Genomic DNA, 24072 nt, shown 5'->3' on the forward strand with positions numbered 1-24072 from the left:
GCCGGGCGCATGCCAGACAATGCACCCCGCTGACTATGTATCACTCAGGAAACCTGACCCTAGCTGATGGCATCGCCGCTCGAACTCACTCTCGTTCTGTTGTTTGCCGCCTGCGTCGGGGTGGTGCTGTTTCGTATGCTCCATCTGCCGCCGATGCTCGGCTACCTGAGCGTGGGCATCGTTATCGGCCCGCATGCGCTGGGGCTCGCCTCCGATTCGCAGCGCGTGCAGTACCTGGCGGAGTTCGGCGTCGTCTTCCTGATGTTCTCCATCGGTATCGAGTTTTCCCTGCCGAAGCTCAAGAGCATGCGGCGGGTGGTCCTCGGGCTGGGCGTTTCCCAGGTTTTGGGAACATTGCTCGTCGCCGTCGGGCTGGGCGCGCTGGTCAATCTGTTCTGGTCGTTCTCCTGGCAGGCGTCGGTGGCGCTGGGCGGTGCGCTGGCCATGTCCTCGACGGCCATCGTCACGAAGATGCTGGCCGAGCGGCTCGAACTGGAGACGGAGCACGGCCGCAACATCATGGGAGTGCTGCTGTTTCAGGATCTGGCCGTGGTGCCGCTGCTCATCGTGATCTCCGCGCTCGGCGGCAATTCCAAGGCGCTGGTGCTGGCGCTGTCGCTCGCCGCGCTCAAGATCACGGGGGCGCTCGCCTTGCTGCTCTGGCTCGGCCAGAAACTGGTCGGCCGCTGGTTCCATATCGTGGCGGCGCGGCGCTCGCAAGAGCTTTTCATGCTCAACCTGCTGCTGCTCACGCTTGGGTTGGCCTACATCACCGAGCATCTGGGCCTGTCGATGGCACTGGGCGCGTTCATCGCGGGCATGCTGATCGCGGAGACGCCGTTTCGCCATCAGGTGGAAGACGACATCAAGCCGTTTCGCGACGTGTTGCTGGGCCTGTTCTTCATCACGACCGGCATGCTGCTCAACCCGGGCATCGTGCTCAAGCATCCGCTGCTCGTGCTGCTTTTCTTCGTCGGCCCGCTGCTCGTCAAGTTCACGCTCATCGCCGGGCTCGCGCGTCTGTTCGGCAGCCCGCCGGGCACGGCGATCCGCACCGGGCTGGGGCTCGCGCAGGCGGGCGAATTCGGTTTCGTGCTGCTCAATCTGGTGATCGACCGCAATCTGCTCGACCCGTCGCTCTCGCAGGCGGTGCTGGCCGGCATGCTGCTCTCGATGCTGTGTGCGCCTTTCCTCATCATCAATGCCGACCGTATCGCGCTGCGCTTCGTCGCCAACGAATGGATGATGCAGTCGTTGCAGATGACGAAGATCGCCACGCAGAGCATCAAAACGTCGGGGCACGTCATCATCTGCGGCTATGGTCGATGCGGTCAGAACCTTGCGCGCATGCTCGAGCAGGAGGGTATCGGGTATGTGGCGCTCGATCTCGATCCGGATCGGGTGATGGAAGCCGCCAGTTCGGGCGAGACGGTCGTGTTCGGCGACGCGGCCCGGCGCGAGGCGCTGGTCGCGGCGGGGATTCACCGTGCAGCGGGAATCGTGGTGACGTACGACAGCACGCCGGCGGCGCTCAAGGTGCTCGCGCAGGTGCAGTCGCTGGAGCCGACGCTGCCGGTGGTGGTGCGCACCGTTGACGACACCCATATCGACGACCTCATCGCGGCGGGGGCGACCGAAGTCGTGCCGGAGATCGTGGAGGGCAGTCTGATGCTCGCCTCGCACGCGCTGGTGCTCATGGGAGTGCCGATGCGTCGCGTGTTGCGTCGTGTGGCCCAGGCCCGTAACGAGCGCTACAGTCTGTTGCGGGGCTACTTTCATGGGCTGGACGACGAGGATGAGGGCGGCGAGCGCGAGCAGGTGCGCCTGCAATCGGTGCCGCTTCCCCTCAATGCCGATGCCGTGGGCCGCACGCTTGGCGAACTTCGCCTGGACAAGCTGGGCGTGACGGTCACGGCGATCCGCCGGCACGGCATTCGCGGGGTGGAGCCGATCGCGCAGACGCGTCTGATGGCCGAGGACATCGTCGTGCTGCGCGGCCTGCCCGACAAGCTGGTCGAGGCGGAGATGCGTCTGCTGGGGCGCGAGTAGCGCAACCGCGCAGGGGAACGGTCGGAAACGTCCGGAGACAACGACAGTCCACCGACGCCGATCGCCGAAACAGGCAAGGCGGGCCCGGATAGTCCGGATGGCCGGGCAGGGCACGAATTGGGAGGGACGCCGGGCCTTTTTGGCATAATGTGGCGTGTTCCCTATCAGTACCCCAACAAGGATCCCCGTGGAGATCGACGAGTCCCCTGCCGCCTACATCAAGAGCCAGATCCGCACCGTGCCGGACTGGCCTTCGCCCGGTGTGCAGTTTCGCGACATCACGCCATTGCTCAAGAACCCGCGTACCTTGCGGGTGCTCATCGATGTGTTCGTGCATCGCTACATGGCGCAGCGTCCCGACTACATCGCGGGCCTCGACGCACGCGGTTTCATCCTCGGCTCGATTCTCGCGTACGAGCTCAACGTCGGATTCATCCCCATTCGCAAGAAAGGCAAACTGCCTTATCAGACGGTCGCGGAAGAGTACGAACTGGAATACGGCAGCGCGACGGTCGAGATTCATGCCGACGCATGCGGTCCCGGCGATCGCGTTCTGTTGATCGACGATCTGGTCGCCACCGGCGGCACGATGCTCGCAGGCAAGAAGCTGCTGGAGCGACTCGGCGCGACCGTCATCGAAGGCGCGGCCATCGTCGACCTGCCGGAGCTGGGCGGCTCGCGGCTGATTCGCGACGCGGGGCTGGCGCTCTTCCTGCTGTGCTCGTTCGAAGGTCATTGAGTCCTGACAATCGCAACCGCGGTCTTCGTGACGGCGGCACACGACGCTATCTCCTGAACCCGCCGCCGGCCTGCGCATCCATTGCCGGCGCTACGATCCAAACGTTCCGATGCCCAACCTCTGGCTGTTCCTGCTGACTTCGGTCGCGATCACGCTCGTACCGGGCCCCGACAACATGCAGGTCATCGCGCGCGGTATCGCACAGGGCCGCCGCGCGGGGCTGGCGGCGGCCGCAGGCTTTACCTTCGGGTGCTGCTTTCACACCGCGATTGCGGCGGTGGGCCTTGCCGCCGTGCTGCGCTCGTCGCCGTGGGCATTCGAAGCGATCAAGCTTGTCGGCGCGGCGTATCTCATCTGGATCGGCATCAGGGCATTGCGCGCGCGCGGGGCGCTGACGCTGGCGAACGACGCCACGCCGCAGCCGCTGATGGCCGTCTTCCGTCAGAGCGTCTTCGCCAACATGCTCAATCCGAAGGTCACCCTGTTCTTCCTCGTCTTCCTGCCGCAGTTCGTGAGCGCGAACGCTGCCCATCCGGGCTGGCAGATGGTGCTGCTCGGTCTGGTCTTCATGGCGCAGACCATCGTCGTGTTCGGCGCTTACGGCTGGTTTGCGGGCGTGCTGGGGACGTGGCTCAAACGTCGTCCCGGCGCGGGGCGCTGGCTCGATCGCGCGGCCGGCGCGATCTTCATCGGTCTGGGGTTGCGCGTTGCCTTGCAGGGCTAGCGCGCCGTGTCATCGCAAACGACGACGCGTCCCTTTTGAATTCGCAGTCCAATTGATCCATTGATATTGTCCGATCATGCTTGCCGAACAACGCCAACAATACGTGCTCGAACAACTCGCCAAGACCGGGGCGCTCGCGATCAGCGATCTGGTGCGGGAACTGGGGGTCTCGCGCGAGACCGTGCGACGCGACCTCAACACGCTCGCCGCGCGCGGACTGCTCCTCATGACGCACGGCGGCGCGCTGGCCGCCGACCGCAGCGAACCCGACTGGACGCTGCGTGAGAACGTCAACGCCGTGGGCAAGCGCGCCATCGGCGTGCGTGCGGCGGAACTGGTGCCCGACGGCGCTTCCGTCATCATCGATTACGGCACGACCACTCGCGCCGTGGCGCAGGCGCTGCTCTCGAAGCATCGGCTGCGGATCTACACGAACGACTGGCAGATCGCGCGTCTGCTCGGTCGTCATCACGATAACCGGGTGACGCTGCTTGGCGGCGAGTTGCAGGACAACGAAGACGCCGTGCAGGGCTGGGACGCCATCAATCAGATCGCGCAGTACCACGCCGACTTCGCCTTCATCGGCGTAGGCGGCGTGACGGAAGACGGCGGCATCACCGACTTCAATCGTGCGGCGGCCGAGCTGCGCGCACGCATGCTGCTGAGCGCGAACGTTTCCGCCGTGGTGGCGGACCACACCAAGTTCGGTCGCGTGACGCCCGTGCGCATTCGTCACTTCGAAGCCGCACGCTATCTCATCAGCGACGCCGCGCCGCACAAGAGCATGCTCGCGCAGTTGCGCGCGCGTGGCCCCGAGTTGCTGATCGCCTGACGCCCGGCATTCGCCCTCGCTTTGCCCTCGCGCCTGTCGCGACCCCGCCGGCGACCACGCCATAGGTCGCCACAGCACGCCACACGTCGCCACGACGTGGGCGTCGCGCCGTAAAAGTCTCATCGTCTATACCTTTCCGGGATCCTTGCGGGACGGCCTTTTGCCGCCGTTTTTTCGATCGGCGCACACGCGTGTGCTTTGGAAAAAAATGTAGACAAAGTGCCGTCGTCGTCCAGACGATGCCGCCCTCGAATCTCACGTCTCCTGATAGTCACACCGCTGCCACAAAGCCTGAAGTAACGTGGGAAACGTTGCCAAATCATTGAGTGGACAAGGGTTTTGGCCATGCGGGAAAAAGCTGGTCGATTGTCACTGTGTTGTCATCGAGGCTTTTTAGACTGCGTTCACTTTTGGCACAAATTGCCACAAAACAGCTAGTCGAGCGATGCGGCGACAACGTCCCCGAGCGGGATGTCGCGGACCGTGGTGCATCGGGGCCGACCGGCATTCAGACTGACAGGTGAACCGTGGACGAAGCGATTCGAATCGAGCGACTGACCAAGACTTTCGGCAGCGGCCGTCGTGCACTGGATGAGGTGGCGCTCAAGGTCATGCCGGGCGAAATGGTCGCCCTGATCGGCGCTTCCGGCTCGGGCAAGTCGACGCTGATGCGGCACATCGCCGGCTTCGTCGCGGCCGATCTTCAGCCGGGCAGCATCGAGATTCTCGGTCGTCCGATCCAGCGCGATGGCCGCATCGTGCGCGAAGTGCGTCAGATTCGCCGCGACATCGGGTTCGTCTTCCAGCAATTCAACCTCGTGGGGCGTCTGCCGGTCATCACCAACGTGCTGACGGGTTTGCTCGCCCGTGTGCCGCTGTGGCGCAGCCTGCTGTTTCGCTTCACCCCGGCCGAGCGTCAGGCCGCGCTGACGGCGCTGGCCGAAGTCGGTATCGGCGATCTGGCGTTCCAACGTGCCAGCACGCTCTCCGGTGGCCAGCAGCAGCGCGCGGCGCTGGCCCGCACGCTCGTGCAGGGCGCCAGGATCATTCTCGCGGACGAACCGATTGCGTCGCTCGACCCGGAGTCGGCGCGCAAGGTGATGGACATGCTCGCGCGCATGAACCGCGATCACAAGCTGACTGTCGTCGTGTCGCTGCATCAGGTGGACGTGGCCATGCGCTATTGCGTGCGCACCGTTGCGCTGCATCAGGGGCGTGTGGTGTACGACGGCCCGTCTTCGGCGCTCACGCCCGACGTGTTGCGTCGCTTGTACGGCGTGCAGGCGAGCGAGTTGCTCAACGAGTCGTCGGACGAGGCGGAAGGCGCCGTCGGCGACGCGAGCGCGAAGCCGGCTGAGGCCGAAGCGCCGTTCCTGACCTCGATGTCGCTGAGCCTGACCTGAGCCCCGCGCTGCGTGGGGTTCCGTTGCGTCGCATGCCGTCTTGATCCGTCTCAAGCCGCATCTGCCTAAACCCGCTTCACCTAAGCCTTTGCCAAAGGCCTTATCTGACCAGGAGCTTGCTCTCATGAAACTGTGGAAAACCCTGCTGGCCGGCGTGGCCATGATCGCCTCGGTGGCGGCGGCGCACGCGCAGGAAATCAATTTCGGCATCATCTCGACCGACTCCAGCGCTGCGCTGCGTCAACGCTGGCAGCCGTTGATCGACGATATGGAGAAGCAAACGGGTCTGAAGGTGACGCCGTTCTTCGCGACCGACTACGCCGGCGTGATCGAAGGCATGCGCTTCAACAAGGTGCAGCTCGCGTGGATGGGGAACAAGGGCGCGATGGAAGCGGTCGACCGCTCGAACGGCGAAATCTTCGCGAAGATCATCAACGCCGACGGCTCGGAAGGCTACTACTCGCTGTTGATCTCGAACGTATCGAGCCCGTACAAGACGCTCGACGACGTGATCAAGAACGGCAAGAAGATCAATTTCGGTCTGGGCGACCCGACTTCGACGTCGGGCACGCTGGTGCCGGGTTACTACGTGTTCGCGAAGAACAACATCGATCCGCGCACGTACTTCAAGACGGCACGCAGCTCGAACCACGGCGCGAACATGATGGCCGTGATCAACAATCAGGTCGACGTGGCCACGAACAACACCGAAGAACTGGCCAAGATCCAGCAAACGCAGCCGGAGAAGGCCAAGCAGGTCCACGTGATCTGGAAGTCGCCGCTGATCCCGTCGGATCCGTTGCTGTGGCGCAAGGACATGCCCGACGCCACGAAGAAGAAGGTGCGCGACTTCTTCCTGTCGTACGGCAAGGACGCACACGAAAAGGAAGTGCTGAAGAACATCTACAACTACGGTGGCTTCCGCCCGTCGTCGGACGCGCAGCTCCTGCCGATCCGTCAGCTCGAACTCTTCAAGCAGAGGGTGCAGCTTGAGTCGGACACGACGCTCGACGCGGACAAGAAGAAGACGCAAATGGCCGACATCGACAGCAAGCTCGCAGCCCTCGACCAGCAACTGAACAAGACGAAGTAAGGCGGTCGTGTCGGCATGGGCGAAGTCGAGCCTGTGACCGACGTTCGCCGTTGATGCAAGCGATGGCGGTTCCGGCAGACCGGGATCGCCGTCTCCTCAGCCGTTCGATTTCCCCACCGGCCGCTGCCGTGCCGGTACGACTCGTGGTACTCGACATGAACACCAGCGCATCTATCACTGCCAACGGCCGACTGCCGGGCGAGCCGCCCAAGCGTTCGTGGCTCTCCCTGATCAGTTGGGGCGTCTTCTTTCTGGTCCTGGTGTGGTCGTGGAGCGGCGCCGATATGCGCCCGCTCGACCTGATTCGCGATTCCGGCAACATGAGCCAGTTCGCGCACGATTTCTTCCCGCCCGACTTCCGTGATTGGCGGGTGTACTTCCACGAGATGATGGTGACGATTCATATCGCCGTCTGGGGCACGGTCCTCGCGGTGGTGTGTTCGATCCCGATGGGCTTGCTCTCGGCGTCGAACATGGTGCCGGCGTGGGTCTACCAGCCGGTGCGTCGTGTCATGGACGCGTGTCGCGCGATCAACGAGATGGTGTTTGCGATGCTCTTCATCGTGGCCGTCGGTCTCGGCCCGTTCGCGGGCGTGCTGGCCTTGTGGGTTCATACGACTGGCACGCTCTCGAAGCTCTTCGCCGAAGCGGTCGAGGCGATCGATCCGCGTCCGGTCGAAGGCGTGCGGGCCACGGGCGCCCGCGCCATCGACGAAATCCTCTACGGCGTGCTGCAGCAGGTAATGCCGCTGTGGATTTCTTACACGCTGTACCGCTTCGAGTCGAACGTACGTTCGGCGTCGGTGGTCGGCATGGTCGGTGCGGGCGGCATCGGCGTGGTGCTCTACGAGGTGATTCGCAGCTTCCAGTACGCACAGACGTGCGCGGTCATGGTGATCATGGTGATCGTGGTGACGTGTATCGACGTCTTCTCGGCGCGAGTGCGCAAGTTGGTGATCTGACTTGACCTTGACGCTTCGATTGGCGATATCGTCGCGGTGCCCGTGCGAGTCTCGGGGGGGATAAAGAAAGGGCGCTCCGGCGCCTTTTCTTGTTCTTGCTTCGGCGCGGCAAGCTGACGGCATCGCCCGTCGCGGCGCCTTCACCAGGGATACGCGGCGCAAAGAGAAAGGCCGCAACGGCGGCCTTTCTCAGTCAACCGGGCGCGGGGAATCAGGCGATCCGCTGCCCGACCCGATACGTCTCACGTGGAATCGGCGGCATGCCGTGGCGGGTGGCCACGCGCACCAGGTCGGCGCGCAGGCCCGGTCTGATGCCGCCGCGATCCGTCAGGCCCGCCGACTGCGCCGGGTTCCACGACACCGTACGCATGGCTTTCGATAGCGTCCAGCCGCAGTCGGCATGATCGTTATGCAACTGGAACGCCGCTTGCAGCAGACTCGCCGGCACATAGTCCGACGACAGAATGTCCAGCACGTCTTCACGTGCCAGCTCGGCCGCCGCCACATTGCCCGAGTGCGAACCGCCGCGCACGACATTCGGCGCGCCCATGATCACGCCGATCGACTTCTCGTGCGCGGCGCGTGCCGCCACCAGTGTCGTCGGAAACTCCGACAGCGCCACACCGTCGCGCTCGGCTTCCTCCACATGTTCGCGCGACGTATCGTCGTGGCTTGCGAGCGGCAGGCCGCGCGCGCGGCTCATCTCCACGATGCTGCGGCGATGCGGAATGGCGTACTTCTCCTGCTGTGCTTTCAGATCGGCGAGCATCGCTTCCCACTGCGCGTCCGGCACCTTGCCGTTGCGCTCGTGATACTGACGATGCAACACCGGGTCGTGCCACTGCCGCTGCCCCGGCGTGTGATCCATTACCGAGACCAGACGCAGCAACGGGTGATCGCACATCTCGGCGAACGTGTCGGCCGCGTCCTGCGTGGCGATTTCGCAGCGCAAATGCAGAAAGTGATCCGCACGGAAAAGCCCGGCGGCGATGGTGTCGAGCAACGCCTGACCGCATTCGGCCTGCACCTTGCGGCTGCGCAGACCCGACGCGTCGCGCTCGCCGATCACCAGCGAGTCGAACACGGTGGTGATGCCGGCGGCGGCGACCTGCGCATCGTGAATCGCGAAGGCGGCGTGTGTGTTCCAGTGCACGCCGGGACGCGGCGCCAGATGCTTCTCCAGGTTGTCGGTGTGCAACTCGACCAGACCCGGCACCAGATAGTCGCCCTCCCAGTCGACGGCCTCGGCGGCCTGCGTCGTGCCTTCCTCCACAGCGTGGATGAGACCCTCGCGCACTTCGACCACACCCGTGAAGGTAGTGTCGGGTGTGACGATGCGGGCGTTCTTGATAAGCATGGACAAACTCCGGGAATCAATGAGCGGGACGAAGCACGGGGCGCATGGCGAGCGTGCGCGTCGCCACTTCGTCGCGAGTCGCCTCGTCATGGAAGATGCCGACGATGGCGCTACCCGCCGCGCGGGCTTCGGTAATCAATTGCGAGACCACGGCGCGGTTCTGCGCATCGAGCGACGCGGTCGGCTCGTCGAGCAGCAGCACCGGCGCTGCGGCAATCAGCCCGCGCGCGATGTTGATGCGCTGTTGCTCGCCGCCCGAGAACGTCGCCGGCGCGAGTGCCCAGAGACGCTCGGGAATGTTCAGACGCGCGAGCAGGTCGCGCGCGCGTCCGGCCGCATCGGCCTCGCTGTGGCCAAGGCGACGCAGCGGCTCCGCCACGATGTCCAGCGTGGTCACACGCGGGATCACACGCAGGAACTGACTGACGTAACCGAGCGTCGTGCGACGCACGGACAGCACTTCGCGTGCGGTGGCCGTCGTGATGTCGATCCAGCGCTCGCCGTCGCCAGCATCGTGACGGATCTCGATGCGCCCCTCGCCGGCGAGATAGTTGCCGTACAGACAACGCAGCAAGGTGCTCTTGCCCGAGCCGGAGGGGCCCACGAGCGCAACGCATTCCCCGCGTCGCACCGTCAGATCGATACCTTCGAGCGCCGGAATCGCCGCGCCGCCCTGAGCGTGCAGACGGAAGGTCTTGTGCAAGCCCTGCGCCCGCAGCATGACGTCGTCCTCTCGGGTGCCGAGCGTGAGCGCCGCGCCGCCGATGGACGTCGAAGACGTAGTGAGTGGAGTTCCGGAGTTCATACGGGCAGCACCGAGGAAACCAGCAATTGCGTATAGGGATGTTGGGGGTCGTCGAGGACCTGATCGGTCAGCCCGGCCTCGACCACGCGCCCTGCCTGCATGACGATCAGGCGGTGCGCGATGAGTCGCGCCACGCCGATATCGTGCGTGACGATAATGGCGGCAAGATGAAGGCGCTCCACCAGCGAGCGCAGCAGGTCGAGCAGGCGTGCCTGCACCGACACATCGAGACCCGCGGTCGGCTCGTCCATGAATACCAGACGCGGCGCCGTCACCAGATTGCGCGCGATTTGCAGACGCTGCTGCATCCCGCCGGAAAACGCGCCGGGCATCTCGTCCACGCGTGCCGGATCGAGTTCGACCTGCGCCATCCAGTGACGCGCCTTCTCGCGAATGTCGCCGAAATGACGCGCGCCGACCGCCATCAGACGGTCGCCGATGTTGCCGCCGGCCGAGACGTTCATGCGCAGGCCGTCGCGCGGATTCTGTTCGACGAAACCCCACTCGGTACGCAGCAGGCGGCGCTTGTGCGCTTCGTCCAGCGCGCAGAGATCGTGCATCGTGCCGTCGATGCCGCGATAGTGCAGCGAGCCCGCGTCGATTTCATGGCGCAGCGCGAGCGCGTTCAGCAGCGTCGACTTGCCCGAGCCGGATTCGCCCACGACACACACCACTTCGCCCGGCCACAGGTCGAACGTCACGTCGGCGCAACCGATGCGATCGCCGTAATGCTTGCCGAGACCGGCCACGCGCAGCAGCGGCTCGTTCATTGGCGCAACGGCACGCTGTGCCGTGTCAGTGACCGCGTTCATGCGTTCTCCTTCGCTGCATTCGCTGCACTCGATGCGCTCGGTGTTTTCGCGGCATGCGCGACTTCGGCCATGCTGGCCGAGGCCCGCTCGCCGCAGTAATCGCTGTCCGAGCACACGTACATGCGGGTGCCGTGGTCGTCGGTGATGACTTCATCGAGGAAGCTGTCGGTCGCGCCGCACAGGGCACAATGCGCGTCCCACTTCTGGATCTCGAACGGGTGATCGTCGAAGTCGAGACTCTCGACCGACGTGTACGGCGGAATGGCGTACAGACGTCGCTCGCGTCCCGCGCCGAAGAGTTGCAGCGCCGGGTTCATGTGCAGCTTGGGGTTGTCGAATTTCGGAATCGGGGACGGCGACATGAGATAGCGTCCGTTGACGATCACCGGGTAGTCGTACGTCGTGGCGATCGCGCCGTGGCGCACGATGTCTTCATAAAGACGCACGCGCATGAGGCCGTATTCGCCGAGTGCGTGCAGCTTGCGCGACTCGTGAATGCGCGGCTCCAGGCGATACATCGGTTCGGGCATCGGCACCTGAAACACGAGGATCTGACCGTCGTGCAGCGAGGCTTCGGGAATGCGGTGACGGGTCTGGATGACGGTGGCCTCCGACGTCTTCGTCGTGGTGGCGACACCGGCCGTGCGCGCGAAAAAGCGTCGGATATTGACGGCATTGGTCGTGTCGTCCGCGCCCTGGTCGATCACCTTGAGCGTATCGTGCGCGCCGATCACGGCGGCGCTGACCTGAATGCCGCCCGTGCCCCAGCCGTAAGGCAGCGGCATCTCACGACTCCCGAACGGCACCTGATAACCCGGAATCGCCACGGCCTTGAGCAGGCTGCGGCGAATCATGCGCTTGGTGTGTTCGTCGAGGAACGCGAAGTTGTAGCCGTCGGTGGTGGCGGCAGTTGCCGCCGTGGTCGACCCGGCGGCGCCGGGCGTGTCGTGCAACGTGGCGGCGTCGTTCATGCTGCCTCCTGAGTGTGCGGGACGGCAGCCGCCGTGGCGTCGCCCTTCCGCTGGGGTCCCTCGGCCGGCGTTTCTTCCGCGAGGGTGCCGTACTTCGCGCCGTACTTCGCGGCATGCTCCGCGCGCAGACGGCGCACCAGTTCCAGCTCGGCCTGAAAGTCGACGTAATGCGGCAACTTCAGGTGCTGCACGAAGCCCGACGCCTCGACGTTGTCGCTGTGATACAGCACGAATTCCTGCTGCTGAGCGGGCGAGTTCGCTTCGTCGCCCAATTCCTTCGTGCGCAGTGCACGGTCGACGAGCGACATCGCCATCGCCTTGCGTTCGTTGTGCCCGAACGCCAGTCCGTAGCCCTGCGTGAATTGCGGCGGGGTTGCCTGATTGCCGCCGAACTGCGTGACCATCTGACACTCCGTCACCGCGATCTCGCCGATATCGATGGCGAAGCCGAGTTCTTCCGGTTCGATCTCGATGGAGACCTGTCCGAGGCGAATCTCGCCTGCGAACGGGTGATCGTTACCGTAGCCGCGCTGTGTCGAGTAGCCGAGCGCGAGCAGGAAACCCTCGTCGCCGCGTGCGAGGTTCTGTAGACGTGCCGTGCGCGAGGCCGGCGTGAAGAGCGGTGAGTGCACGAGGTCGTGCGGCTCGGGATCGCTGCTGTCGGTGCTCAGCGCTTCGAGCAGACCGTCGCGCTTCATGATGTCGGTGATGCGCGTGGTGGCCGCGATGGGCGGCACGTCGGGAATGTCCGGGGTGCCGACCGTAGCGGCTGGCGTTGCTGCCTTCGGCTCGGTTGCCTCGGTTGCCTTGGTTGCGTTGGTTGTGTTGGTTGTGGCTGGCGTCGATGCCGGCGTGCCGGTCGTTTCCCCCGGCAGCGAATCGTCCGCCGTCTCGCCTTCGGCAAGCAGGGCGAAGTCGAGCAGGCGCTGCGTATAGTCGTACGTGGCGCCCAGCACCTGACCGCCGGGCACGTCCTTGAACGTGGCGGAGATGCGGCGCGACAGACGCATGGCGGCCGTATCGAGCGGTTTCGTGGTGCCCAGACGCGGCAGCGTCGTGCGATACGCGCGCAGCAGGAAGATCGCTTCGACGAGGTCGCCCGACGCCTGCTTGATCGCCAGCGCCGCAAGCGTTTCGTCGTACAACGCGCCTTCGCTCATCACGCGCGAAACGGCGAGGCGCATCTGCTCGCGGATTTGTGCGACGGTGAGCGCGGGGACGTCGGGATTGCCGCGTCGCGCTTTGGCGAGCAGATCCCACGATTGTTCGATGGCGCGCTCGCCACCTTTGACTGCGACGTACATCAGCAAACCTCCACGTGCGTGGTGCGCGGCAACCCGAGCACCGAGTCGCCTGCGGCGATCAGCAGATCGAGGCCGGCGGGAAAGCGCGGCGCGAGGGCGGCGCGCGCCTGCCAGAAGGCGGCCGACAGACCGCCCACGGTGATCTCCGCATGCGTCCGGATACCAGGGCCGCGCAGGCGCAGACGCAGCGCACCGTCGTGCGTATCGCCCTCATGGCCTTCGCAAAGCGTGGGCACATCGACGATCAGCGTGGCGCTGTTCTCGGGCGATTCGGCCGTGCCGAAGGCGAAGCGCTCCAGCGCCGGGCAGTTGACGGGATCGGTGAGCAGTGCGAACTGCGCCGTCGCCAGACCGGCGTCGCCGCCGAGCAGCGGCGCGCCGGTGTGAAAGCGCAGCGCACTCGAGACTTCGCCGAGCGGCGCTTGCAGCCACACCGGCGTGGTGGCGTCCGCCAGCGCGAGGAGAATGGCGCGTGCGGCAATGCTGGCTTCATCGCTATGCGCGAGCCGTCTCCCCACACTGCGCAACTGACCGGGGCGCGCGAGGGCCTCGAGCACGGCACGGAAGACGCCCTGGGCGTCGTGGACCGGATCGTCGAAACCGGGTTGCAGATCCGACCAGTCGGGAATCGTTGCCGTCGGCATTCAGGCCTCCCGGACCATGGTGAAGAATTCGACGCGGCTCGCGGCCGCATCGGCGTCGTTCTGTGCTGCGCTGGCCGCCAGACGTCGAGCGATCGCCGTGAGCGGACCGGCGGCGAGCACGTTGCGGTGCTGCGGCATCTGCATGAGCGCGTCCAGACGCGCGACGCGCGCCGCACGCTCGGCGTCGCGGCCGAGCACATAACCCGTGCCCACCACGCCGTCCTGCTGCCGCAGCGTGCAGCGCGTGACGGTCGTCTCGCCGAGGTTGAAGCGGTCGCCGCTACCGCCTACGCGGCCCTGCACCAGCACGAGGCCGGTCTGCGGTGCACGCAGCCAGAGGAATCGCGGCGCGTCGGGGCAACGGGCGATGGCGTCGTCGAGTTCGTCGCGCGTGGCGCGCGCAAACACCGCAAGCCACTTGGCGCGGTCGGCCTTGTGCTGCGGGGCGCCGCCGTCCTCGTCGCGTGTTGTGTCGGAAGATAGGATTGGCATAATTGTCTAGTCGTATAGACGTGTGTATGATCGCAATACGTGCAGTGAGGAAGAACTCGCGACCTCATTACAACTTTGCGGGGTGTCAATTTGATGACAGCACAACTCGAACGCGGTGGCGGTGTTGCCGTCTGGCGGCAGATTGCGCAGATTCTGGCAACGGAGATCGGTGAGCGCCGATACGGCGAAGGCTTGCCGGACGACCGTCTGCCAAGCGAGACCGATCTCGCCGTGAGGTTCGGCGTGAACCGGCATACCGTGCGTCGCGCGATTCTCGGGCTGGCCGAGCAGGGACTGGTCAACGTCGAACACGGTCGGGGTACGTTCGTGCAGCCGGCCGCGATCGGCTATGTGATCGGACGCCGCACCCGTTTCACCGAAAACCTCTCGCAGAACCATCTCAAGACGGCGCAGCAGATCATTTCGGCGCACAAGCTCAAGGCCGAGGGCAGCGTTGCGCACGCACTGGGCCTGCGTGTGGGGGCGCCCGTCTATCGCGTGGAACTGGCGCGTCGCAGTCTCGACCCGCAAGGTATCGAACTGCCGCTCGCTTACAGCGAGAACTGGTTTCCGGCGACGCGCTTTCCCGATTTCCCCGACGTCTTCTCGCAGCACGAATCGATCAGCGCTGCGCTCGCCGTGTTCGGCGTGCACGATTACACGCGTCGCGAGAGCCGCATCGGCGCACGTATGCCAGACGCCGACATCGCGCGCCACCTTGGGATCAACCGTCAGCAACCCGTGCTCAGCGTGGAGAGTACCGATGTGGACGAAGCGGGCAAGCCGATCAAGTACGGCATCGCCTACTTCCCGGCGGACCGTATGCAACTCGTGGTGCAGGGGGAGACGCAATGAGCGGCATGCACGGCATCAATGACGTGGACCGACGGGCATTCGACCTGAACGTCGCGCGCTTCGCGATCTATTACGCACCGCCGTCGGACGCTTGCTGGTGGAACGAAGGCAGCCGCTGGCTGGGACGCGACGCGATGACCGGTGTCGAACGGCAGGCGCCGAGCGTGCCCGGGCTGTCGCGAGCATTGCACGACCTGACGACAGATCCGCGTCGCTATGGGTTGCACGCTACGCTCAAAGCGCCGATGCGTCTCGCACCGCAGGCGACGCTAAGCGATCTAATGGGTATCGCGACGGCCGTTGCGGCCCGTCACGCGCCGTTCGATCTCGTGGTGCATACGGACGTGATCGGCACGGAGAAGGGCACGCGTGCGGGCTTCGTGGCGTTGCGCCCGGAAGCCGGCGCCGCCGACGAAAACGCCGTCAACGCCCTTGCCGCCGATTGTGTGGTGGCGTTCGACACCTTGCGCGCGCCGCTCACCGAGGCCGAACTCGCCAGACGAAACCCGCAGTGGCTGACATCGAGGCAACGCGAGTGCCTCGCCCAATGGGGCTATCCGTATGTGTTCGAGGAATTTCGTTTTCACGTGACGCTGTCGGATCGCGTCGATGCGGCCGACGCCACCGTCATCACCGATTGGTGGCGACCGCGCGTGCAGGCGCTCGGACCGATGCGCGTCGACAGTCTCGCCGTCTTCGTCCAGCCGACGCCCGGCGAACCCTTCCACGTCTTCGACCGTTTCGCGTTCGGGAAAGCCGCATGAATCACGCACGTCTTTACTACGTGATGGGGCCGTCCGGCGCGGGCAAGGACGCGTTGCTCGCGTATGCGCGTGCGCGGCTGGACGGCGCCTCGCCGGGCGGTGCGCCGGTGCTCTTCGCGCATCGTTACATCACGCGGGCGCCGTCGCAGGGCGAGAACCACATCGCGCTGTCGCACGGGGAGTTCGCCCTGCGCCATTCGCTCGGATGCTTCGCACTCGACTGGGACAGCCACGATTGCCGCTATGGCATCGGTATCGAGATCGATGCATGGCTGAGCGCCGGGGCGCACGTCGTCGTGAATGGCTCGCGCGCGTTTCTCGCCCAGGTCGTCGCGCGCTATGGCGAACGGCTGCATCTGGTGGAAATTCGCGTCGATCCGGAGGTCAGGGCGATGCGTCTGGCCAATCGCGGACGCGAAACCGGTGACGCACTCGACAAACGCGTCGCGCACAACGTGTCGTGGACGCCGCCCGACGGCATTGCGCTGACGGTCGTCAACAACGACGGTGCGCTGGCCGAGGCGGGGGAGCGCCTTGTCTCGTTACTGACGATGCAGGCCGCCGCCTGATATCGGAGCGGCTACCGGGGGGAGCGGGGGAGAGGGAGAGCGCGGGCAGAAGGGGGCGAGGGAGCGGGGAAATGGAATGGGGCGATGCCTGTCAGCCGGGCATGCGGCTCGGGCATGTGGGTGGTGCATGTGGGAGGTATGACGCGCCTGGAGCGTCGATAGCACCTGATGCGCCTTGGACGCCCGGAGCACGTGTCACATACACGTAAGACCTCCGTATGAATGTTGCGTTGTGTGTCGTTATTTTGCAAATTATTGCAAATGACGCATACTTTGCGTAATCTTCACGTCACTGCATACGACATCCCCCGACCGGCGCGCTGCGACGTCATGTGTCGCTCAGCCGCCGGCGCGGACTCATCCCGGAGCCCCTCATGTCCTCAGCCTTGCCCACTCATGCCCGCGTCGTCGTCATCGGCGGCGGGATCGTTGGTTGTTCGGTGGCTTATCACCTCGCCAAACTCGGTTGGACGGACGTCGTGCTGCTGGAGCAGGGGCAGTTATCGTGCGGCACCACGTGGCATGCGGCAGGCCTGGTCGGTCAACTGCGTTCGCAAGAAAGCATGACCAGGCTCATCCGTTATTCCACGAAGCTCTACAGCGAACTGGAAGCGGAGACGGGGCTGGGCACGGGGTGGAAGCCATGTGGTTCGCTGTCGGTGGCGCGCAGCCGCGAGCGCATGACGCAACTCAAGCGCACGGCGGCGGTGGCGCGGGCTTATGGCGTGCAGTGCGATGTGATTTCGCCGCGTGAAGCCGGCGAGCTCTGGCCGGTCATGCGCACGGACGATCTCGTCGGCGCCGTCTGGCTGCCGGGGGACGGCAAGGCGAATCCGACCGACCTCACGCAGGCGCTGGCGCGCGGTGCGCGCAGCCGTGGCGTGCGCATTGCCGAGAACACGCGCATCACGCAGATTCATACGGCTTCGCCGAACGGCGTTCCGACGGCGACCGGCGTGTCCTGGCGCAACAAGGACGGCGAGCGCGGACGTATCGACGCCGAGATCGTCGTCAACTGCGCGGGGCAGTGGGCGAAGGCCGTGGGCCGCATGTGCGGCGTGAGCGTGCCGCTGCATTCGGCCGAGCATTACTACATCGTGACGGAGCGAATCCCGGGCGTGCACACCGACTTGCCGGTCATGCGCGATCCGGACGGCTACATCTACTTCAAGGAAGAAGTCGGCGGTCTCGTGATGGGCGGCTTCGAGCCGAACGCCAAACCATGGGGCATGAACGGCATTCCCGAGAATTTCGAGTTCCAACTGCTGCCCGACGACTGGGACCAGTTCGAGATCCTGATGGAGAACGCGCTGATGCGCGTGCCGGCGCTGGAAACCGCACAGATTCGCCAGTTCTATAACGGTCCGGAATCGTTCACGCCAGACAACAATTTCATCCTCGGCGAAGCGCCCGAGCTGCGCCATTTCTATGTCGGGGCCGGCTTCAACTCGATGGGCATCGCCTCGGCCGGCGGGGCGGGCATGGCGCTCGCGGAGTGGATCGTCGCCGGCGAGCCGACCATGGATCTCTGGCCCGTCGACATTCGTCGCTTTGCGGGCTTCAACGGTAACGACACATGGCTGCACGATCGCGTGAAGGAGACGTTGGGGCTGCACTACGCCATGCCGTGGCCGAATCGCGAACTGGATACGGCGCGGCCGTTCCGCCGCTCGCCGCTCTATGCGACGTTGCTTGCCAAGGGGGCCTGTTTCGGCAGCAAGATGGGATGGGAGCGGCCGAACTTCTTTGCGCCGTCGCCCGCGCAGGCGACGATCGAGTACAGCTTCGGGCAACAGAACTGGCACGCATGGAGCGGTGCAGAACATCGGGCTTGCCGCGAGGCCGTGGCGCTGTTCGACATGAGTTCGTTCTCGAAGCTGCTTGTCAAAGGCTGCGACGCCGAGCGCGTATTGCAGACGTTGTGCAGTAACGATGTCGCGGTCCCGCCGGGACGCACGGTCTACACCGGCATGCTCAACGAACGGGGCGGCTACGAATCGGATTTCACGCTCACGCGGCTTGCGCCGGATCAGTATCTGCTGGTGACAGGATCGGCGCAGACCACGCGCGACATGGACTATCTCGAGCGACACATCGCCGGCATGTCCGACGATCCGCGCTGCACTGTGGTGGACGTCACCGGTCAGTACGCCGTACTGGCGCTCATGGGGCCGAACGCTCGTGCGCTGTTGCAGCAAGTCTCGAAGGCCGACTTCTCCAACGAGGCGTTCCCTTTCGGCACGAGTCGCGAAATCGATCTCGGCTATGCGACGGTGCGCGCAACGCGCCTGACCTACGTGGGCGAACTCGGCTGGGAGCTGTATGTGCCGGTCGAATTCGCCGTAGGCGTCTACGAGACGCTGCACGCGGCAGGCGCGGCGTTCGGACTGAAGGACGCGGGCTATTACGCCATCGACTCGTTGCGCATCGAGAAAGGGTATCGCGCGTGGGGGCGCGAACTGACGCCCGACACGAATCCCGTCGAAGCAGGGCTCACGTTCGCATGCAAACTCGCGAGCGGCATCCCGTTCACGGGACGCGCGGCCGTGGAACTGGCCCGCGCCAACGGGGCAAGGCGCCGGCTCGTGAGCGTGGTGCTCGACGGGGCCGGCGACAAAATGCTCTGGGGCGGCGAAGCGGTGTTGCGCGACGGGCAACCGGTCGGCTTCATCTCCTCGGCGGCGTTCGGCCACACCCTCGACGCGCCCGTCGGTCTGGCGTTTCTCACGAATCCGGATGGGCCGGTGACGGCAGACTACGTCGACGCCGGCCGTTATCAGATCGATCTTGCCGGGGAACGGCTCGACGCACGGGTGCAATTGCGCGCGTTGTATGACCCGAAGGGGGAGCGCGTGAAGGCATAGCGCCGGCGGGCGGCGGTGGGCTTACCGTCGCGCGGCGCGTGGGCACTCGGGGAGGCAGCGGGGCACAGAGAGACCCATAGAGACGCCTGATGGGGAGTCGGTACGCACAAGGACGCACAAGGACGCATAAAGACGCACAGGGAAGCACAAGGACATAGCCGCGTTCGGGCAATCGGCAGCATGGCGTGACGATAGGGCCCCTGCCACAGGCGAACTCGTCGCCGCTTCTGTAAAATGCCGCTTTTGCCTCATTTTCGCGCGCCGGGGTCTGGTGCGCGTCCGGTCTCTGACGTATGTCTTTTGCTTGTATTGCGGCGGCGCGCCGCTTCGACGACCGAGCGCATCTGCCGCTCGTGATCGGCTCACAGCGTTACGGGTGGGTTCGCCGTACCGACGTCGAGTCGCTGTCCCGCTGGCCCGACGTGTTCGAGGTCAGTTCGCTTGCGGTGCGCATTCATCCACGTCACGACACGTGCGAGGCCCGTACCGCGGCGCTCGCACCCGTCATCGAGACGCTGGCTGCCGAGGGACGCATCACCGGCTGGCGCAACGAGCGTTATGCCATTCGGCAGCGTCTTTACGACGCGCCGCTCGCGTGGATCGAGCGGGCCGCCTCGCGCTTTTTCGGCACGCGCACGTTCGCCGTGCATGTGAACGGTTACGTGCCGGCGCGGTTCATCGGCGAAGCGCCGAAGATGTGGATCGCGCGACGCAGCGTGCTCAAGGCGACCGATCCCGGTTGTCTCGACAACGCGGCGGCGGGCGGCATCGGCAACGGCATCGGCGTGGGAGATACGCTCGTCAAGGAATGTTGGGAAGAAGCCGGAATTCCGGCGTATCTGGCGACCGAAGCGCGTCCGGGCCGTACGCTGCACATCCTTGCGGAAATTCCGGAGGGCGTGCAGTCCGAGCAGATTTTCGTCTACGATCTTGCGCTGCCGCGCGGTTTCGTGCCCAAGAATCAGGATGGCGAGGCGAGCGCGCACTGGCTGTGCTCGGCCGGGAACGTATGCGACGTGATCGCACGAGGCAAGATGACCGTCGATGCAAGCCTCGCGAGTCTCGACTTCCTGTTGCGCGAAGGCGCGATTCGCGCGAAGGACTGCGTGGGGATCGAGGCGCTGTTCAAACCGGCGGACGAGTAAGGCGAGATATCCCGGGAGAGACAGCGGTATCTCGTGGCGTTCGGCGTCGCACGTCTCACCGCGTAGGGTTGGGTTGTCTTACGTCACCTCAAGTCGCCTCAAGTCGCGCGGAGCCCGAACGAGCATTGCACGTGAGCCGGGATGCGGCGCAAGCGCCCCGGCCACACATCGAATTCACGAATTTCAACACGGCAACGACATTGCAAGCCTTTGCCCAGGAGCAATCATGGCACCGATCGAAAATAGCTACATTCTGAAATTGTCCTGCCCGGACCGTCCCGGCATCGTCCACACGGTGGCCGGTTTCCTGGTCGAGCGCGGCGGCAACATTCTCGACTCGGCGCAGTTCAACGATCGCTTCACGGGCGGGTTCTTCATGCGTGTGCATTTCCAGCAATTGCCGGGGCAGACCGATCTGGAGACCTTGCAGCGTGATTTCGCGCCGCTCGCCGAGCAGTTCGACATGCAATGGGAACTGGTCGACGCTTCGATCAGGCCGCGCGTTTTGCTCATGGTCTCGAAGATCGGCCATTGCCTGAACGATCTGTTGTTCCGCTACAAGACCGGCCAGCTCAACATCGAAATCCCGGCGATCGTCTCGAATCACAAAGATTTCTATCAACTGGCGGCGAGTTACAACATCCCGTTCCATCACCTGCCGCTCATGAATGCGACGCCGGAATCCAAGGCGGCGCAGGAAGCGAAGGTGTTCGAACTCGTCGAGGACAACAACATCGATCTCGTGGTGCTCGCTCGTTACATGCAGGTGCTCTCGAGCGATCTGTGCAGGAAGCTCGCCGGCCGCGCGATCAATATCCATCACTCGTTCCTGCCGAGCTTCAAGGGCGCGAAGCCGTACTATCAGGCGTTCGACCGTGGTGTGAAGCTGATCGGGGCGACGGCGCATTACGTGACGTCCGATCTCGACGAAGGTCCCATCATCGAGCAGGAAGTCGAGCGGGTGGATCACACCATGGATCCGGAGCAACTGACCGCGATCGGTCGCGACGTGGAATGTGTGGCGCTGGCCCGCGCCGTGCGTTTCCACGCCGAGCACCGCATTCTGCTCAACGGCCACAAGACGGTGATTTTCCGGTGATGGCAGCGAGGCTGGATGGATTGGGGCGGGACGGTGGCCGGCGCCTCACGCCCTCCACACCGATGCCCTGATGCCCTGATGCCGCGGCAAGCACGCCCGGGACGCGATGTCCCGGGCGTTTTTGTTTCGTGCGAGCGATGCGGCCGGTGTGTGTCCTTGGCCAACCATCCCGCCAGCGTCAGGGCTTCGCGATAGGGGGGGCCGGCGAGAAGGGCGCACGTGCTCACGATGCCGCAACGGGCCGACGGTTACGCACTGTACCGCTGCGTCGGGGATCAGATTCGCTGCGCGAGTTCGCTGCCGGCGTCGCGAGACAGGCGGGCGATCGAGATCATCGAACTCACGGCAACCAGCCCCACGACCAGGAAGGCCCACGGGAAGTCGACGTTGGTCACGTGATCGCGTCCGTGCAGCCACGACGACGTTTGCAACATCGCGGCACCGATCGTAATGCCGAGCGTAAGCGAGACCTGCTGCGCGACGCTGGCGAGACTCGTCGCCTGGCTCATGCGATGCGCCGGCACGTCGGCATACGAAATGGCGTTCAGACTCGTGAATTGCAGCGAACGGAAACAGCCGCCGACAAGCAGCGTGCCGAGGATCACCAGATGCGACGTCTGCTCGGTGAACAGACCATAGCCGCCGATGGTCGTGGCCGCGACGACGGCATTGGTCATCAACACGCGACGGAAGCCCCAACGCGTCAGAATGCGCAACGAGAGCGTCTTCATGAACATCGCACCGGCTGCGGAAATGAATGTCAGTGCACCGGACTCGAGCGGCGTCATACCGAAGCCGAGTTGCAGCATCAGCGGCAGAAGAAACGGTGTCGCCCCTACGCCGATACGAAACAGCGTGCCCCCTGCGACGCCCGCACGGAACGTGGGAATACGGAAGAGATCGAGCCGCAGCAGCGGATGCGCGAGGCCTTTGGCGTGGCGCAGATAGGCCGCGAGCAACGCTGCGCCGATCGCAACGAGTCCGAGCGCCAGCGGCGTCGGAATCAGATGACGGCCGATGGTCGACAGCCCGAGCATCAGGATCGAGAGCCCGAAGCCCGAAAGCAGAAAGCCTTTGACGTCGAGCGGCGGCACCTCGTCTTCATAGAGGTCGGGAATGAATTTCGTCGCCAGCACGAAGCCGAGCACGCCGATAGGAATGTTGATGAAGAAGATCCAGCGCCAATGCCAGTACGTGGTGATGAAGCCGCCCAACGGCGGGCCGAGCACCGGGCCGACCAATGCGGGGATCGTCAGGTAGTTGAGCGCGCGCACCATGTCGCGCTTCTCCACGGACTTGAGCAAGGCTAAACGGCCGACCGGCACCATCATCGCGCCCCCCACGCCTTGCACGAAACGCGCGATGACCAGTTCCGGCAGATTCGTCGAGACGCCGCAGCAGACCGAGCCGAGCACGAACACGCCGATGGCGGTCCGAAAGACATTGCGCGTGCCGAAGCGATCGGCGATCCAGCCGCTGACCGGAATGAAGACGGCGAGGCTGATGAGGTACGTGGTGAGGGCGAGCTTGAGCGTGATCGGGCTCTCGTCGAGATCCTGTGCGATCAGCGGCAACGAGGTGGACAACACGGTGGAATCCATGTTTTCCATGAACAACGCGCAGGCAACGATGAGCGGAACGAGCATGAGGCGTGACGTTGCCGTCGCGGCAACCGGAGTAAGCGAAAGAAGCCCGTCATGCGGGTAAACATGTCCGACGGCAGGAAGGCGGACCAACTGGCAAGGCTTGTGAGCGTTATAGCAAACTTCAATTCCGCGCGTCTCACCGACGCGTGAAGCCTTGATTCACGCGGCTTCTCAGCGGGACTGTGTTGTATGACGTCGTTTTGTTGGGCGGAATGCCGTGTTGCATCGCGATACTTTGGCGCGCCGGATGAACGGTGACTCACGCCTCCGCAATCGATTTCCCCTTCGGCCAGGGGACGTCGATGGCCTCATCTGTGGCCCTACGTTATGGGCATTCGTGCCGCATCCTTGCAGCGCCGATGCCGCGCTGATGCCGGGCTGATGCGGTGCTGTGGCAGTACTAAGGCTGCGCTACGACGTGCTGAGGCGGTACTAGTGCGATTCGAGGAAGTCCCGCAGCACATGCAGATGCGTATGCGTGTCGTCGTCTTCGAGACGGTGGGCCGCGGTGAGCAATGTCACCGGGCCTGTGGCGAGACGTTCGCGCAGGTCTGCGAGCATTGCATTGCGATCGGCGTCCAGGAGCGCAAGCTCATCGAGAAAACGCTGGCGGAATTCGTCGAACTGCTCGGGATGCTGATGAAACCACTGCCGAAGGGCGGTACTCGGCGTGACGTCCTTCGCCCAGAAGTCGATGTTTGCTTTGGCCTTGGCAAGCCCTCGCGGCCACAGCCGGTCGGCGAGCACGCGCTGCCCGTCGGCAGGATCCGGGGCGTCGTATACGCGCTTGAGGCGGATGTCGAGGCGTTTCGTGCGCTGTATTGCGCGCCGTGTCTTGCTGCGCTTGTGCACCGGCTCGGCGGACGCCGCCGTGGCAGCGGATAGCGCGCTGGACGTGGGCGCCGCGTCAGTGGCTTTCGATGAAGGCATGAGGGGACAACCT

General features: G+C 64.8%; 22 protein-coding genes. 13 read left to right on the plus strand and 9 right to left on the minus strand.

All coding sequences use genetic code 11. The annotated features are described in order from the left end of the window. Nucleotides 1-66 precede the first annotated feature (66 nt). The 7 genes from PAN31108_RS19685 (at nt 67) to phnE (ending at nt 7802) form a co-directional block, all read left to right on the plus strand. Nucleotides 67-2049 (plus strand): monovalent cation:proton antiporter family protein, encoded by a 1983-nt coding sequence (locus PAN31108_RS19685; protein WP_150670463.1) that lies wholly within the window; start codon nt 67-69, stop codon nt 2047-2049. Between the two features lie 187 nt (nt 2050-2236). Continuing rightward, complete coding sequence (locus PAN31108_RS19690) at nt 2237-2788, plus strand: adenine phosphoribosyltransferase (RefSeq protein ID WP_150670464.1); 552 nt, start codon at nt 2237-2239, stop codon at nt 2786-2788. A gap of 109 nt (nt 2789-2897) precedes the next feature. Next, nucleotides 2898-3512 (plus strand): LysE family translocator, encoded by a 615-nt coding sequence (locus tag PAN31108_RS19695; protein ID WP_150670465.1) that lies wholly within the window; start codon nt 2898-2900, stop codon nt 3510-3512. A 76-nt stretch (nt 3513-3588) separates the two neighbouring features. Then, nucleotides 3589-4344, plus strand: coding sequence for a DeoR/GlpR family DNA-binding transcription regulator (locus PAN31108_RS19700; protein WP_150670466.1), 756 nt, complete (start codon nt 3589-3591; stop codon nt 4342-4344). A 527-nt stretch (nt 4345-4871) separates the two neighbouring features. Then, complete coding sequence (gene phnC / locus PAN31108_RS19705) at nt 4872-5747, plus strand: phosphonate ABC transporter ATP-binding protein (protein WP_150670467.1); 876 nt, start codon at nt 4872-4874, stop codon at nt 5745-5747. Between the two features lie 124 nt (nt 5748-5871). Next, on the plus strand, nt 5872-6840 hold the full coding sequence (gene phnD / locus PAN31108_RS19710; RefSeq protein ID WP_150670468.1) for a phosphonate ABC transporter substrate-binding protein: 969 nt from the start codon (nt 5872-5874) through the stop codon (nt 6838-6840). Between the two features lie 155 nt (nt 6841-6995). Further along, nucleotides 6996-7802 carry a phosphonate ABC transporter, permease protein PhnE gene (phnE, locus tag PAN31108_RS19715; RefSeq protein ID WP_150670508.1) on the plus strand — a complete coding sequence of 269 codons (807 nt, stop codon included), beginning with the start codon at nt 6996-6998 and terminating at the stop codon, nt 7800-7802. Nucleotides 7803-8013: 211 nt separating this feature from the next. Here phnE and PAN31108_RS19720 read toward each other — a convergent pair whose 3' ends face one another. The 7 genes from PAN31108_RS19720 to phnG form a co-directional block, all read right to left on the minus strand. Further along, entirely contained in the window at nt 8014-9159 is a 1146-nt protein-coding gene (locus PAN31108_RS19720) for an alpha-D-ribose 1-methylphosphonate 5-triphosphate diphosphatase (RefSeq protein WP_150670469.1), read from the minus strand. A 16-nt stretch (nt 9160-9175) separates the two neighbouring features. Beyond that, nucleotides 9176-9880, minus strand: a complete 705-nt coding sequence (phnL, locus tag PAN31108_RS19725) for a phosphonate C-P lyase system protein PhnL (RefSeq protein WP_174995062.1) — start codon at nt 9878-9880, stop codon at nt 9176-9178. An 80-nt stretch (nt 9881-9960) separates the two neighbouring features. Then, complete coding sequence (gene phnK / locus PAN31108_RS19730; protein WP_150670509.1) at nt 9961-10734, minus strand: phosphonate C-P lyase system protein PhnK; 774 nt, start codon at nt 10732-10734, stop codon at nt 9961-9963. 38 nt (nt 10735-10772) lie between these two features. After that, nucleotides 10773-11747 carry an alpha-D-ribose 1-methylphosphonate 5-phosphate C-P-lyase PhnJ gene (locus tag PAN31108_RS19735; RefSeq protein WP_150670471.1) on the minus strand — a complete coding sequence of 325 codons (975 nt, stop codon included), beginning with the start codon at nt 11745-11747 and terminating at the stop codon, nt 10773-10775. Beyond that, nucleotides 11744-13051, minus strand: a complete 1308-nt coding sequence (locus PAN31108_RS19740) for a carbon-phosphorus lyase complex subunit (protein WP_150670472.1) — start codon at nt 13049-13051, stop codon at nt 11744-11746. Before PAN31108_RS19740 ends, PAN31108_RS19735 begins: the two co-directional genes overlap by 4 nt. Continuing rightward, a complete protein-coding gene (phnH, locus tag PAN31108_RS19745; protein WP_150670473.1) occupies nt 13051-13695 on the minus strand; it encodes a phosphonate C-P lyase system protein PhnH in 645 nt (214 codons plus the stop codon). The genes PAN31108_RS19740 and phnH overlap by 1 nt, the downstream gene beginning before the upstream one ends. Continuing rightward, nucleotides 13696-14187, minus strand: a complete 492-nt coding sequence (gene phnG, locus PAN31108_RS19750) for a phosphonate C-P lyase system protein PhnG (protein ID WP_150670474.1) — start codon at nt 14185-14187, stop codon at nt 13696-13698. A gap of 93 nt (nt 14188-14280) precedes the next feature. Between phnG and phnF the strand changes: the two genes are divergently transcribed. The 6 genes from phnF (at nt 14281) to purU (ending at nt 21483) form a co-directional block, all read left to right on the plus strand. Continuing rightward, the gene (gene phnF, locus PAN31108_RS19755; RefSeq protein WP_150670475.1) at nt 14281-15042 is read left to right on the plus strand and encodes a phosphonate metabolism transcriptional regulator PhnF; all 762 of its coding nucleotides are present in this window, start codon (nt 14281-14283) and stop codon (nt 15040-15042) included. Continuing rightward, on the plus strand, nt 15039-15806 hold the full coding sequence (locus tag PAN31108_RS19760; protein ID WP_150670476.1) for a DUF1045 domain-containing protein: 768 nt from the start codon (nt 15039-15041) through the stop codon (nt 15804-15806). The genes phnF and PAN31108_RS19760 overlap by 4 nt, the downstream gene beginning before the upstream one ends. Beyond that, entirely contained in the window at nt 15803-16375 is a 573-nt protein-coding gene (gene phnN, locus PAN31108_RS19765; RefSeq protein ID WP_150670477.1) for a phosphonate metabolism protein/1,5-bisphosphokinase (PRPP-forming) PhnN, read from the plus strand. Before PAN31108_RS19760 ends, phnN begins: the two co-directional genes overlap by 4 nt. A 374-nt stretch (nt 16376-16749) precedes the next feature. Then, a complete protein-coding gene (locus tag PAN31108_RS19770) occupies nt 16750-19239 on the plus strand; it encodes a GcvT family protein (protein ID WP_150670478.1) in 2490 nt (829 codons plus the stop codon). A gap of 293 nt (nt 19240-19532) precedes the next feature. After that, nucleotides 19533-20384 carry an NUDIX hydrolase gene (locus PAN31108_RS19775; protein WP_150670479.1) on the plus strand — a complete coding sequence of 284 codons (852 nt, stop codon included), beginning with the start codon at nt 19533-19535 and terminating at the stop codon, nt 20382-20384. 226 nt (nt 20385-20610) lie between these two features. After that, nucleotides 20611-21483 carry a formyltetrahydrofolate deformylase gene (purU, locus tag PAN31108_RS19780; protein WP_150670480.1) on the plus strand — a complete coding sequence of 291 codons (873 nt, stop codon included), beginning with the start codon at nt 20611-20613 and terminating at the stop codon, nt 21481-21483. A 275-nt stretch (nt 21484-21758) separates the two neighbouring features. Here purU and PAN31108_RS19785 read toward each other — a convergent pair whose 3' ends face one another. Both PAN31108_RS19785 and PAN31108_RS19790 read right to left on the minus strand, forming a co-directional pair. Beyond that, entirely contained in the window at nt 21759-23129 is a 1371-nt protein-coding gene (locus tag PAN31108_RS19785; protein ID WP_150670481.1) for a DHA2 family efflux MFS transporter permease subunit, read from the minus strand. A gap of 432 nt (nt 23130-23561) precedes the next feature. Further along, complete coding sequence (locus tag PAN31108_RS19790) at nt 23562-24059, minus strand: DUF488 domain-containing protein (RefSeq protein WP_150670482.1); 498 nt, start codon at nt 24057-24059, stop codon at nt 23562-23564. Nucleotides 24060-24072 lie beyond the last annotated feature (13 nt).

The sequence above is a fragment of the Pandoraea anhela genome (genome assembly GCF_902459655.1).
Classification (GTDB): Bacteria; Pseudomonadota; Gammaproteobacteria; order Burkholderiales; family Burkholderiaceae; genus Pandoraea; species Pandoraea anhela.